This is a genomic window from Chitinophagales bacterium (assembly GCA_019694975.1).
Classification (GTDB): domain Bacteria; phylum Bacteroidota; class Bacteroidia; order Chitinophagales; family UBA10324; genus JACCZZ01.
Genome location: JAIBAY010000001.1, coordinates 453,722 through 467,020 on the forward strand (window position 1 = coordinate 453,722; position 13,299 = coordinate 467,020).

Consider the following 13,299-nt stretch of genomic DNA (forward strand, 5'->3'; position numbering starts at 1 on the left):
TAAACCCATTAGCCTTTTAACCCTGTGAATCTTCATACTGAAATGAGATAAGCTCATGCCTAGCGTTCCGCACGCATCTGCGGGAAAAAAATTACATCCTGAATGGACGGCGCATTGGTCATGATCATGGTGAGCCGGTCAATACCAATGCCAAGTCCGGCTGTTGGCGGCATACCATATTCAATGGCACGAAGAAAATCTTCATCGAGCATCATTGCTTCTTCATCGCCGCGTTTACCTAAATCAAGTTGCTCTTCAAACCGCCTGCGCTGATCAAGCGGATCATTCAATTCACTGAATGCATTGCACATTTCCTTGCCGTTGCAGATAGCTTCAAAGCGTTCCACGAGGCCTGTTTTAGCCCGGTGCTTTTTCGCCAGCGGCGACATTTCAACCGGATAGTCGGTGATGAAGGTTGGCTGAATCAGGTGCGGCTCGCAGAGTTCACCAAAGATCTGGTCAATAAGTTTGCCTTTCCCCATGGTATTATCTGCCGGCACTTTTAATTGTCGCGCTGTTTCCCGCAGCTGTTGCTCATCCATTTCACTGATATCAATTTTAGTGAAGTGTTCGATGGCTTCAAACATCGTGAAGCGTTTCCAGGGACGCTTAAAGTCGATCTCGTTACTGCCTACCGTTATCCTGGTAGTACCGTGCAATGCAATGGCAATACGTTCCACCATTTCTTCCACCAATTCCATCATCCAGTAATAATCCTTGTAGGCTACATACAATTCCATCATGGTAAATTCAGGATTGTGTGTCCGATCCATGCCTTCATTGCGAAAATCTTTTGCAAATTCAAATACGCCTTCATAGCCGCCGACAATCAGGCGTTTGAGGTACAGCTCATCGGCAATACGCAGGTACAATGTCATGTCGAGCGAATTGTGATGCGTCTTGAATGGCCTGGCGAGTGCGCCACCGTACAACGGCTGCAACACCGGTGTTTCCACTTCCAGGTACCCTTTCTCCAGCAGGAAATTACGCATGGTCTGCAATAGCCTGCTACGCATGACAAAGATCTCCTTCGACCTAGCATTCACATTTAAGTCGACATACCGCTGACGGTACCGCAATTCCGGATCAGTCACCTCATCAAACAAATGACCTTCCTTTTCTTTCACAACAGGAAGCGGCCGCAATGCTTTGCTCAGCAACTTCATGGATTTAACATGAATTGAGGTCTCTCCTGTTTTGGTGATAAAGACATACCCGGTTACGCCGATAAAATCGCCAAGGTCAAGCAGTTTTTTAAAGACAGTGTTGTAAAGGGTTTTGTCGTCGCCCGGACATAACTCATCACGGCTCACATACAACTGGATTTTACCAACGGCATCCTGCAACACGGCAAAAGACGCGCTGCCCATGATACGTTTTCCGGTTAACCTTCCGGCGATTGATACTTCCTTCCACTCCGCGGCGTCTGTATTGTTCGAATAATTAGTAAGAATGTTAGCCGATGTATTGTTCACGGCAAATGATTCCGCCGGATAAGGATCAATACCCATAGACACCAGTTCTTCCAATGCCTGCCTGCGCTGAATTTCATGTTCACTTAAATGCATCATATTTCCAGTTATTGCCGGCAAAAATAGTTTTTCGAAATGAGTACTTTGCATGCCGTGAGGATAATTTCATGAACCACTGAGAATCTGTTTCTTCCAGCATGGATTCCGTCTTCAAAATAAACTATCAAGTATCTCTTCAACATCTCTGACGCTTGAACGCCGGATCAACAAACATCAGAATTCAGACCTGGGTGGTAGCCGTTGGCATACTGTTACTGATTGCCAAGTTCATCGCTTACCTGCTTACACATTCCAATGCTATTCTTACCGATGCACTGGAAAGCATTGTCAATATTGTTGCCGGAGGCATTGGCTTGTACAGCCTTCAGCTTTCTGCCAAGCCACGTGATGCCGATCATCCTTACGGTCACGGCAAAATCGAATTCATTTCAGCAAGTATTGAAGGCACCATGGTATTGTTTGCCGGACTTGTGATAATTGGAAAATCTGTTTACAGTTTTATCTATCCTCAACCGTTAAGTGATCTCGATACCGGTATATTCATTATCCTGGCCACCGCCCTCATCAACTATGGTTTGGGATTCTTATGCATTCGTCAGGGCAGCAAATCGGGATCACCAGCATTATCAGGCAGTGGCGCTCATCTGCAATCTGATGCTTTTTCAACATTCGGCATCATTGCGGCGCTGGTGCTGATTTATTTCACCGGTTTGAAAATGCTGGATAACATCATTGCCATTGGTATGGGAATCTTCATCTGCTTTACCGGATACCAGGTGGTGAGAAAAGCCATTGCCGGCATCATGGATGAAGCTGACTATGATCTGTTGCGGCAGATCATTTCTCAGCTCAACCATGAAAGGCATGATGAATGGGTTGATCTTCATAATATGCGGGTGATCAAATACGGTAATGTGGTACACATTGACTGCCATCTGACGCTCCCCTGGTACATTAATGTGCGGGAAGCACATGAACAGGTGAGCAGTGTTGACGAGAGTGTAAAAAAGGATTTACTGAATCCGGTAGAATTATTTATTCATACTGATCCCTGTGTGCCGCAGTCGCAGTGCCGGATCTGTATCAACCGTGATTGCCATGCACGGGAGGCGCCATTGGAGAAGGCCATAACATGGAACCTGGAAACTTCGCTTCAAAACAAGAAACATGGATTGGCGTGATGGCGCGTCTATTCTTTGGCAGACATAACCCTTCTTAATTCAGCAACAAGGTCGGCCATTTTAAATGGTTTTGCGATGTAGCCGTCCATACCGGCTTTGAGGTATTTCTCCCGATCACCTGCCATGGCATAGGCCGTAATGGCAATGATTTTCGGTGCGTTGTCAGTAAACCGTTCGCGAATGAGTCTGGTTGTTTCTTCTCCGCCCATTTCAGGCATTTGAATATCCATAAGCACCAGGTCAATCTTTTTTTCATTTAAAGACCGCAGCACATCCAGTCCGTCTGCTACCGCTTCTGCCTTATAACCTAATATAGCAAGGATATTCAACAGTAACTTCTGATTAATCACATTATCTTCTGCAATCAGAATCCTGAGGGGAAGCTCATCGGCGAGTTTATCGTTTGACTTATCAGACAAATTCTTATTTGTCAAGTGGCAGAAATATGATGGTTATTAATTTGTCGGAATACGGACTGCTATGCTGCAATCACCATCAGCATAACACCGCCACATTAACCTTGTTCATTTCAACTGAAGCATTCAATCGAAAAATTGCGCTTCAGCGTGAAGTTGCAGGGTGGTGTATACACGCACTGTGGATGGGAAAACGGTATTGTGGTTCACTACTTTGGTATGCGGAAGGCTTTCCTGATTTTGTCTACATAATCCAGCTTCTCCCATGTAAAGAACTCCACTTCCCGGAATTTTGATTTGCTGTTTTTGCCTACGTTTACTTTATGCCTGAACGGTTTCTTTCCCATATGGCCATACGCTGCAGTTTTACCATAAATGGGATTACGCAATTTCAGCCTTTTAACAATCTCATACGGCCGCATATCGAAAATCTGCTGAACGATCTCTGCAATTTTACCATCCGTCATCGTCTTGCCCTGCTCATCTTTGACAAGCGTAGTACCATATGTGGTGATATATAAACCAACCGGTTCCGCCACACCAATGGCATAAGCTACCTGCACCAGCACCTGGCTTGCCACTCCGGCAGCCACCAGGTTTTTTGCAATATGGCGCACCGCATAGGCAGCGGAACGGTCAACCTTGGAAGGATCTTTTCCGGAGAAGGCGCCACCACCATGTGCGCCTTTTCCGCCGTAAGTGTCAACGATGATCTTTCTGCCGGTGAGGCCGGTATCTCCATGAGGACCGCCAATTACAAATTTTCCCGTGGGGTTGATGTAGTACTTGATATCATTGCCAAACAGACTTGTGATCCGGGAAGGGAAACTCTTTTTCGTCCTTGGAATCAGATACTTGTTTATATCTTCTGAAATGATCTTCTGCATCTCAGCATCAGAAGCAAAATCATCATGCTGTGTGGAGATGACAATGGCATCAATCCTGAGCGGCTTATGATCGTCACTGTATTCAATGGTAACCTGCGATTTGGCGTCGGGACGCAGGTATTTCATCACCTTTCCTTCGCGCCGGATGGCAGAGAGTTCTTCGAGCAGCTTATGCGCGAGGTCGAGCGCGAGCGGCATATAATTATCCGTTTCATTGGTGGCATAACCAAACATCATTCCCTGGTCTCCCGCACCCTGATCTTCCTTTTTCTTCCGTTCCACACCCTGGTTAATATCAGGCGACTGTTCATGAATTGCCGTAACAATACCGCATGAATCCGCATCAAACATGTATTCTGATTTCGTGTAGCCTATCTGGCGAATCACTTTACGGGCAGCCCGCTGAATGTCAACGTATGCTTTGGATTTTACTTCGCCGCCAACAACAACAAGTCCTGTCGTCACGAATGTTTCGCAGGCGACTTTGGCATTGGGATCCTGTTTCAGAAACTCATCGAGTATGGCATCAGAAATCTGATCGGCAACTTTATCCGGGTGGCCTTCGGAAACGGATTCCGAAGTGAAGAGGTAAGGCATCGAATGGGTTAAATTTTACAGAGAAAGTGTGCGAAGATAGGGCAGCCAAGTGAAATATCCGATTAATATTTATGCTGCGGGTGATGGCAAGAATTACCCGTTACCGGCCGATGACATTTACATATAATTACCGGGAGCAACTGTTCATTCGGGAAGCAACCATACAGAATGTTAGAAAAAGTTAGCAGCTATGCCGTTTACCTTTCGGCATAACGGCATTATTGCACTATCAATGGCTGCACGGCAAAGTGTCCTGCTGAAGTGATGACTTTAAGGAGGTAATTTCCTGCGGGAATATTGTTCAGTTCGATGCTGCCCTGACTTTGGTGAAGAAAAAATTCATGCACCACTTCACCGTGTATATTAATCAGTTGTTGAACCTGTGGTATTTCCCTGCCTGACAAAGCGAAGTTTACTTGGTTGACTGCAGGATTGGGATAGAGTTGTAAGTCACCCGCACTGATTTGAATTTCGTGCATACCCGAATACCATTGTTTTTCCACCTTGATATTATCAATGATCCATCCATCATAATTATCAAAGTCACTATCGGTATCAAAGTTGAATCGTACCAAAATGGTATCGGGTGTAAAATTATCCCGGTTTGTTTCGACGCTCAGAAACCAAAACCACTGGTATGAAGAAAACACCCAATCAGTTGAAATACCTGACATCACATTTTCTTTCAATACCGGAAGAGGCGACTGCATCAGCGGTGAATCCCAGAAAAAGGCGCTGTAGGGATAGCCATTAGTGCCCTGCACGCTGTTTGTATCCGTCATCGAAAGCCAAGTCAGGCCATTGTCAATTGAATACTCAATAAATCCCGAATCCTGCAGCGCGTTGGTCTGATATTTATGCCAGAAGGATATGCCGGTGCGGTTCCAGTCAATGGCATTATCAATGTTGTTGGCAAATTTCAGCGTAAATGCTGCATGCGAATTCACAGGGTAAGGATTGACGGTATCTGTCATCATCGCATGGGGGACGGAGAGCGCGTTGCCGAAGAATGGTTTTTGAGGAGTCCCGGCCTGCCAAATATTTTGATCCGAAGTATCAAACGAAAACAAACAATTGTTGAAAACGTTGTCAAAATCACATTCAGCAATCAGCATTGGATTCTGCGCTGTGAGGCTGATGGTGCAGCAACCGGTAAAAAGAACAAGTAAAATTCCTTTCATGGTTTTGATTTTTATTAAAGTTACTCCTTACTTGCTAAAAATATTTGGATAAAATTTACTTTCGCAAAATTCTTTTCCCTTGAAAATTCCCGCAGTCCTTTTACTTGAAGACGGATCCGTTTATCATGGCTTTTCTGCCGGTGCGGCCGGCACCACCACGGGTGAAATATGTTTCAACACCGGCATGACCGGTTACCAGGAAATCTTTACCGACCCCTCCTATTTCGGACAGTTACTGGTAGCCACACACGTACACATTGGCAACTATGGCGTGTTCCGCGAAGAAGTGCAATCCGATTCTATCAAAATCGCTGGCCTGGTTTGCAAAAACTTCAATACTTTTTTTTCAAGAAGAATGGCAGAGTCGGGCATCCGGGAATACTTTGTAAAAGAAAATAAAGTGGCCATTGAAGGAATTGACACCCGCTCGCTGGTGCGTCATATCCGGAGCCGCGGCGCGATGAATGGTATCATTTCATCCGAAACCACAGATGTGGAGGCACTCAAACAAAAACTGGCAGCCGTTCCGTCCATGGCAGGACTTGAGCTGTCTTCCATGGTGAGCACCACAGCGGCTTATGAGGCTGGCGAGGCAAATGCCGGATTAAAAGTGGCTGCCCTTGATCTGGGCATCAAGAAAAATATTTTGGATTGCATGGTGTCACGCGACATACAGGTGAAAGTTTTTCCGGCAAAAACATCTTACCGGGAAATGAAAGCATGGGGTGCTGATGGCTATTTCATTTCGAATGGACCCGGTGACCCCTCCGTGATGGATTATGCCATCGATACCGTCAGACAGATTCTCAGCGATAACCAGCCATTGTTCGGTATCTGCCTTGGTCATCAACTTCTTGCCCTGGCGAGTGGCATTCCTACTTTTAAGATGCATCACGGTCATCGCGGACTGAATCATCCGGTAAAAAACATCATCACGGGCCGCTGCGAGATCACCTCGCAGAATCATGGATTTGGTGTGGATCCGGAAGCCATCAAAACATCAGCCAACGTAGAAGTGACCCATATCAACCTTAATGACCGCTCGATTGAGGGATTGCGGTTAAAAGACAAGAAGGCATTCTCCGTACAATATCATCCGGAATCTGCGCCCGGACCGCATGACAGCAGGTATCTATTTGATGATTTTGTTCAAATGATGAAGGAGGCAAAAAGCTAAACAACGCATAACTGATTTTCCTCACCTCCTGATAATACTCAGGATTGCAGTTTGGCAACAATCTGCGCGGCGGCTTTTCTTCCTGTTTCAGCGCCGCCATTCATAAATCCCTGGAAAGCATAACTGCAATGTTCGCCGGCAAAAAACAAGTTACCCACCGGCCGGATGGTAGCATCACACATCGTTGTGTACTGGCCAACCTTGTAGGATAAATAACTGCATTTAGAAAAAGCATAACCGGGCCAATACCATCGTTGAAAATTACCATTGAACTGCTCGGTCACACCAGGGAAAACAGCATCGAGGGCGGGAACATACTGCTGTTGCAGGATGTCCATCGGAACAGTACCACAATCCACACCTGCTTTGCCTCCCAGGAAAATAGTGTAACCGCCTTTGCCTTTATTGTTATGCTGCATCTGCGTATGGTCGTAGCCATTCATCATTCCGTTATCCGAAAAAGCATAACCGGCATAACCCTGCTGCCGCCAGACTCTCTCATTCACACCAACAAACAATTTGGAGTTGGTGCCGTATCCAACATGCTTAATCACATTCATTTTCCAGTCGGGCAACGGTACCCTGATATCCACTTCGCGAAGCGTGGTAAAAGGGATAGTCATCAGCACGATATCGGCTTTGGTGCTGATTTCACCTTGCCCGCCAATTTTGAAAGTCAGCGAATAACGGTTATCTGCATTCAGCTGAATCGCGGTAAGCATATACTCTTCCCTGATCTGATCTTTCATTACGTCGGAAAGGGCGGTGCAGATCCTGGAATTGCCTCCTTCTACAGAATATCTTTCATCACTGTCTCCATATAGTTTTACCGCCGTGCCGTTTCCAGGATCAAAAATCGAAAGCAGGTTGATAGCTGATTGCTCCGATGCTTCCATACCATATTCTGCAGTATAACTTGTATTAATAAATTCCTTGAACCATCCGGTGAGTCCTAATCTTTCGGTGTACGCGGTTATCGAAATATTATCAAGTGCCACATCAGCGGCGGTATGATGGTCAAAAGCGATTAACTCAGATAAGGAATCAATATCCGATTGAATCTGTCCGGCCACAGGATGAATTGCAGCCACTATGTCGCCGAACAAATATCTCTTCCCATCAAAAAAACAGGCAAACTCATTTAATCCCGCCTCACTGGGTGCCTGACGGTCAATCAGCGGGAGATGCAGTTCCGCCGCAAGATTCAGCATATCGGCATGTGTGCTGTCTATAAATTCACCCCCCATTTCTGTCCATAAACCATCGCCCATCATGCCATCCACCGACATGATGCGCCCGCCGGTACGAGGGCTTCCTTCATAAATTTGCGCGACAAATCCTGCCTGCTTTAAGATATAGGCCGCATGCAATCCTGCAATACCACCACCAATAATGGCAATTACCGGCTGCGTCTTCTGATTCACCGGTGTACATGCTTCATACAATCCGGCAACACCGGCCAGCGCTGCCACTGCGGAAACATCCTTTATGAATTTCCGCCGGCTGATGAGGCGCGGCAACGGATCAGCAGCTAACGTTGCAAAATCCATTGTACCATGCTTTGCCGCATTTCGCGAAATTTTAAATGCCGCCTTTAATTGCTGCAGCGCAGTGCCTTTTATAGATTTTCCACCCATGTTATTGCAGGTTAAAAAAGAATCCTGTTAATATGATCATTTTATTGCGGTACACAAAGCTGCTTTATTGTGCATGCAATCCTCCGTTCCTGTTGTACAAAAAGCTAAGCAAGCTTAACCGTATGGAATCTGTAACCCTTCCATACAGCTACATCGCGTGGCTGATGCCGGAAAAGACCATAAACAGCAGAACCGCTTCCACTCATAGAAGCATATACTGCTCCTGCGTCATACAGTTGCTTTTTGATCAGCGCAACTTCAGGATATCTTTCATTGATGACCGTTTCAAAATCATTGACAAGCAACTGTTGCCATTGTTCCGGCGGCATGTTTATCAACCTGATGAGGTTATCCGGCTGAACATCACCGGAAGCAGTTTTCGCTTGCGCATCATATTCACGGAATGCCCAGGCAGTATTTATTCCGATGGGCGGATAGACGATGAGCAGATAATAACCGGAAAGATTGATGTCGATTGGTGCGAGTTGTTCACCCTTTCCAGTGACAAGCATGGGTTTGTTTTCAATAAAAAATGGGCAATCGCTACCAAGTTGCAGCGCAAGCTTTTTTAATTCGGCCACCGGCAACTGCAACCTGAACAAATCATTCAGCATCATCAATGCAAATGCGCCATCAGCCGAGCCGCCGCCTAAACCCGCACCGGAAGGAATATTTTTCAGCAGGATCATTTTCACCGGTGGCACTGCATATAAATTTTGCATCAGCTGAAATGCCTTCACACAAATATTATCGTTGACCGGGCCTTCAATTTTTATTCCCTCGTTTTTAAAATCAAAATCATCGGCCTGCACCATTTCAAGGGCATCACACCACAGTACCGGATAAAAAACAGAAGCAAGATTGTGATAACCATCAGCCCGCACTTTGCCAATGCGAAGCCCGAGATTGATTTTGCAATTAGGGAATGTGATCATCTGTCTTTTACAAATGTTTAACCGGCACTATGGCCAATGAATGCATCCGCAGGAATGGAACGATGCAAGATAAAAGCCAAAAGGTTCAAACGCTTTTCAGTTAAATTTCTCACGCTTCATCAGGTAAGGCAACAATACCGGCCGGAAACCCTGATTGACATCCGCTTCCACGAGGTCAATTTTATATTGACCGCACCGCAACTTCAGCTGCTGATAAAAATCCTGCATCTGCCGTACATAATTTTCCTTTACCTGGCTGGGATTCAGTTTAAGCTGTTCGCCTGTTTCAAGATCAATAAAACGATAAGGACGATTCACAAAATCAAATGCCATTTCCTTCGATTTATCGAGCACGTGGAAGAGTATCACTTCATGTTTATTATGTTTCAGATGCTGCAATGCCGAAAACAATGACAGGTATTCGTGGCTGTCAGGCATCATATTCTCAAACATATCGCTGAAGATAATGACCATCGAACGGCGATGCAGCTTTTCCGCCACTTCATGCAGGCAGGCAGCAGCGGCTGTTCTCTTTTTTACCGGTACCCTGCTCATCGCATTTTGCAGCTGCCCCAGCAACAATTTGTTGTGCACAGAACTTGACTTAACCGCGCTATGCTGTTCCACTTTATCGGAAAAAATCGTCAGCCCGAAAGCATCACGTTGTTTTTTAAGAAGGTGCATCACCGATGCAGCCGCAATAGCAGAGAAATCAATTTTGCGGAGGCCACTTAGGGATTCGGCAGCTTCCGGAAAATACATGGAGGAAGAACCATCGAGCACAATCTGGCAACGCAGATTGGTTTCCTCTTCAAATTTCTTTACATAAACACGGTCGGTGCGTGCCAGCACTTTCCAATCAATATGCCGTGTGGATTCACCGGGATTATACAACCTGTGTTCGGCGAATTCAACGGAAAAGCCATGAAACGGACTTTTATGCAACCCGATCAGGAATCCTTCCACCACCTGCCTGGCAAGCAATTCAAGATTAGCGATCTTGCCGGCTTCCCCAATTAATTCACGGTACTGTTCCAAATGTTTTGCTTTATAAATGAAATGTAAGTTACCGCATTACGGCCCGATTGCACAAATATTACAGGCATAATAAAGTTTCCGTGCATGCAAAACTGTTTCAGCGAAATTAAATATTCAGTTTCATGCCGTTCAATCTGCATGGAAAATGCTGCACCGGTAAAGTGCAAGCATCTTTAAAACAGTGGGTAAATCATGCCACAGCTGTTTTCGTGCAATCCTGATTAAACCATGCAAAATGTGTGTTTAAATTTATCTTTGGAGAAATAGTGCATTCAATTTACTTTTGAAAGTGCATCAGCGCACCCATATTCAACAGCCGGCTGGAGATAAATCGTGAAAATGAAAAAACTGATACTGTCTTTATTTTTATTGTCCATACTATTATTTAATAACGCCACCGGACAGTGCATTACTGACGCCAACTTCAAAGCAGCTATTGCCAGCGATTGTCCCGCCTGTATAGATATCAATGGTTGCCTGTTGCCGACGGCGAGCACATTGCAGGAACTTGATGTAGCCGGAAAGAATATTGCTGATATTTCAGGAATCGAAGGATTTACCAGCCTGCAGACATTCTATTGTAATAATAATCTGATCGGCAGCATTCCCCCGCTTCCCGACTCACTCAAGGTACTGTATTGCAGCGATAACGTGATCACGAGCCTTCCATCGGAATTGCCTTATAAACTTCAACAGCTAAAATGCGAGAATAATCAACTTACTTCTTTGCCATTATTGCCCGGTTCGCTGCAGACGCTTTTCTGTTCAGATAACCTGCTCTCTGAACTTCCCCCGCTGCCAAATAACCTCGACAACCTGACCTGCAATGACAATCACCTGTTTTCGCTTCCTCCTCTACCTGCACTTTTAACCTCTATTCATTGCAATCTCAATCAGCTTTACCAGTTACCTGAACTGCCTTCTGGCCTGAAGAAACTTTTCTGCGAACAAAATCAGCTTATTTCCCTGCCGTCGTTACCGGCATCTCTTACGACCCTCGATATCAATGGAAATCCAATTGCCTGCCTGCCGGAACTTCCATATGATCTTCAATTGCTGTCGATTGACTTCACCAATATTACTTGTCTTCCCAATCTGCCGGCCATATTCCAGGTATTTTCACCGCTGCCACTTTGCCTCAGCGGTTCAGGTAACAATTGCGCACTCAATCCTGTAGTCAGCGGAAATGTTTTTGTTGATTTTAACGGCGATGGATTCAAAGATGCTGAAGACGTCCCTTTTCCCGGCATTGCCATTAAAGCAAGCGCTGAAAACTGGGCCGGCTATTCAGATCAATTCGGCAATTACGCTGTGAATGGCCCGTTCGGCGGCACCTATTCTTACAGTGCAGTGCTTCCGCCGGGCAACTATTCCGTGAATCCGGCAGCACCTTATTCTTTCACTTTTAATGATACTTCCGGGCAAGAGAAAAAAAATATCAATTTCGGAATACACCCTGCTGCCGATGTGTATGATCTTGGTATCAGCATCACACCGGGACAAATTGTGTCAGGCGTCAAAACAAATTACTATATCACCTATACGAATAAAGGACCCTTTGCGATTAACGGATCGGTGCAGTTTCAACATGATGATAAGGTTAGTTTTATTGGGGCCGATATTAATCCGTTCCTGCAAAACGGCACGGTGCTCACCTGGGCCATCAGTGCATTACCACCCTTCACTTCTCAGACCGTAACGGCAAAATTTGATATCCCTTCTTCCGTGCTTGCAGGCACCGAGCTTGCCTTTACGGCACTTGGCATTATCAGCGGAGCTTCGGACATCTACCTGAACGACAATGTTGTTACCGATTCGGTAACCGTGACAGCAGTGGCCGGCTCCAATTACAAGACCGTCAACAAGACACAAATCATCCCCACGACGCTGGCAAGCGGTAATGAAGAAGTTGAATACACAATTTATTTTCAGAACAATGGCAGTAACCCGTCTCAAAACCTGGATATCACCGACACCTTAAGCGCTAACCTTAACACTGCGTCATTTGCCATGATTGGTTCCAATGAGGCAGGCACGCTGGAGATCATGAATGTGGCAAAGAACCCGGCTCATCCGCTGGTACTTCATTGGAATTTCGATGATATTAAGTTGCCATTCGCCGCTAACGATCCTTTAGGCAGCCGTGGTTTTGTAAAGTTTATAGCAAAGCCACTGACATCGCTGGTGCAGGGTGAAAAAATCCTGAACAAGAGTATTATTCAATTCAGCAACAATGCCAATCCGATTTACAGCAATACGGTAACGACCAACATTATGTTTCCTGTATCGGTTGCTGACATTTTGAATGGAACAATTGAATTATATGCCGCACCCAACCCTTTCACCAATTCTCTACAGGTAAAATACCAGTTACGGCATAAGGAAGAAGTCACGCTCTCCGTCCTTAATATGTATGGTACTGTGATCTGGGAAAAAACAATGGACGGGAAAAGTGAAGAAACCATAAACATTAATATGGATAACAATCCGCCGGGATCGTATATCATTACACTGCATGGTAAGCATACTGAAGCACATGCTCAAATGGTAAAATTGTAAGTTACTCTGAGCAATCCTCTTGTATTATCTACAAGTTTATACAGCCAGTTCGCTCTTCAAAGTTTGAATTAACCTGCGCCAGAAAAATCAAGGCTAAACAGAATGGAATCTTAAAAAGGAAACCCCTTTTTCTGCGATCAGAAAAAGGGGTTACATAAT

Annotated in this window: 10 protein-coding genes; 3 read left to right on the top strand and 7 right to left on the bottom strand. The window is 45.3% G+C overall.

All coding sequences use genetic code 11. The features are described 5' to 3' along the window. Positions 1 to 59: 59 nt before the first annotated feature. Complete coding sequence (gene lysS, locus K1X61_01720) at positions 60 to 1,571, bottom strand: lysine--tRNA ligase (protein ID MBX7107343.1); 1,512 nt, start codon at positions 1,569 to 1,571, stop codon at positions 60 to 62. Between the two features lie 152 nt (positions 1,572 to 1,723). Between lysS and K1X61_01725 the strand changes: the two genes are divergently transcribed. Beyond that, complete coding sequence (locus tag K1X61_01725) at positions 1,724 to 2,713, top strand: cation diffusion facilitator family transporter (protein ID MBX7107344.1); 990 nt, start codon at positions 1,724 to 1,726, stop codon at positions 2,711 to 2,713. A gap of 8 nt (positions 2,714 to 2,721) precedes the next feature. Here the strand turns inward: K1X61_01725 and K1X61_01730 are convergent, their stop codons facing one another. The 3 genes from K1X61_01730 to K1X61_01740 form a co-directional block, all read right to left on the bottom strand. Beyond that, positions 2,722 to 3,147: a response regulator gene (locus K1X61_01730; GenBank protein MBX7107345.1), complete on the bottom strand. Its 426-nt coding sequence runs from the start codon at positions 3,145 to 3,147 to the stop codon at positions 2,722 to 2,724. A 191-nt stretch (positions 3,148 to 3,338) separates the two neighbouring features. Further along, the gene (gene metK, locus K1X61_01735; protein MBX7107346.1) at positions 3,339 to 4,613 is read right to left on the bottom strand and encodes a methionine adenosyltransferase; all 1,275 of its coding nucleotides are present in this window, start codon (positions 4,611 to 4,613) and stop codon (positions 3,339 to 3,341) included. Between the two features lie 218 nt (positions 4,614 to 4,831). Continuing rightward, positions 4,832 to 5,794: a T9SS type A sorting domain-containing protein gene (locus K1X61_01740; GenBank protein ID MBX7107347.1), complete on the bottom strand. Its 963-nt coding sequence runs from the start codon at positions 5,792 to 5,794 to the stop codon at positions 4,832 to 4,834. Positions 5,795 to 5,873: 79 nt separating this feature from the next. Here K1X61_01740 and carA point away from each other — a divergent pair, with 79 nt between their 5' ends. Beyond that, positions 5,874 to 6,971, top strand: coding sequence for a glutamine-hydrolyzing carbamoyl-phosphate synthase small subunit (gene carA, locus K1X61_01745; protein ID MBX7107348.1), 1,098 nt, complete (start codon positions 5,874 to 5,876; stop codon positions 6,969 to 6,971). Positions 6,972 to 7,009: 38 nt separating this feature from the next. On the opposite strand, the gene K1X61_01750 is transcribed toward carA, so the two are convergent. The 3 genes from K1X61_01750 to K1X61_01760 form a co-directional block, all read right to left on the bottom strand. Continuing rightward, positions 7,010 to 8,608: an FAD-dependent oxidoreductase gene (locus K1X61_01750; GenBank protein ID MBX7107349.1), complete on the bottom strand. Its 1,599-nt coding sequence runs from the start codon at positions 8,606 to 8,608 to the stop codon at positions 7,010 to 7,012. A gap of 104 nt (positions 8,609 to 8,712) precedes the next feature. Then, positions 8,713 to 9,543 carry a 4-(cytidine 5'-diphospho)-2-C-methyl-D-erythritol kinase gene (gene ispE / locus K1X61_01755; protein ID MBX7107350.1) on the bottom strand — a complete coding sequence of 277 codons (831 nt, stop codon included), beginning with the start codon at positions 9,541 to 9,543 and terminating at the stop codon, positions 8,713 to 8,715. Positions 9,544 to 9,639: 96 nt separating this feature from the next. Further along, a complete protein-coding gene (locus tag K1X61_01760; GenBank protein ID MBX7107351.1) occupies positions 9,640 to 10,581 on the bottom strand; it encodes a DUF58 domain-containing protein in 942 nt (313 codons plus the stop codon). 339 nt (positions 10,582 to 10,920) lie between these two features. On the opposite strand from K1X61_01760, the gene K1X61_01765 reads away from it, so the two are divergent. Beyond that, entirely contained in the window at positions 10,921 to 13,140 is a 2,220-nt protein-coding gene (locus K1X61_01765; GenBank protein ID MBX7107352.1) for a leucine-rich repeat domain-containing protein, read from the top strand. Positions 13,141 to 13,299: the final 159 nt, after the last annotated feature.

Bases quoted from the DNA above. Each gene is read 5' to 3' on its own strand.
- lysS (MBX7107343.1), bottom strand. From the start codon at position 1,571: ATGATGCATTTAAGTGAACATGAAATTCAGCGCAGGCAGGCATTGGAA.
- metK (MBX7107346.1), bottom strand. From the start codon at position 4,613: ATGCCTTACCTCTTCACTTCGGAATCCGTTTCCGAAGGCCACCCGGAT.
- K1X61_01740 (MBX7107347.1), bottom strand. From the start codon at position 5,794: ATGAAAGGAATTTTACTTGTTCTTTTTACCGGTTGCTGCACCATCAGC.
- K1X61_01750 (MBX7107349.1), bottom strand. From the start codon at position 8,608: ATGGGTGGAAAATCTATAAAAGGCACTGCGCTGCAGCAATTAAAGGCG.
- ispE (MBX7107350.1), bottom strand. From the start codon at position 9,543: ATGATCACATTCCCTAATTGCAAAATCAATCTCGGGCTTCGCATTGGC.
- K1X61_01765 (MBX7107352.1), top strand. From the start codon at position 10,921: ATGAAAAAACTGATACTGTCTTTATTTTTATTGTCCATACTATTATTT.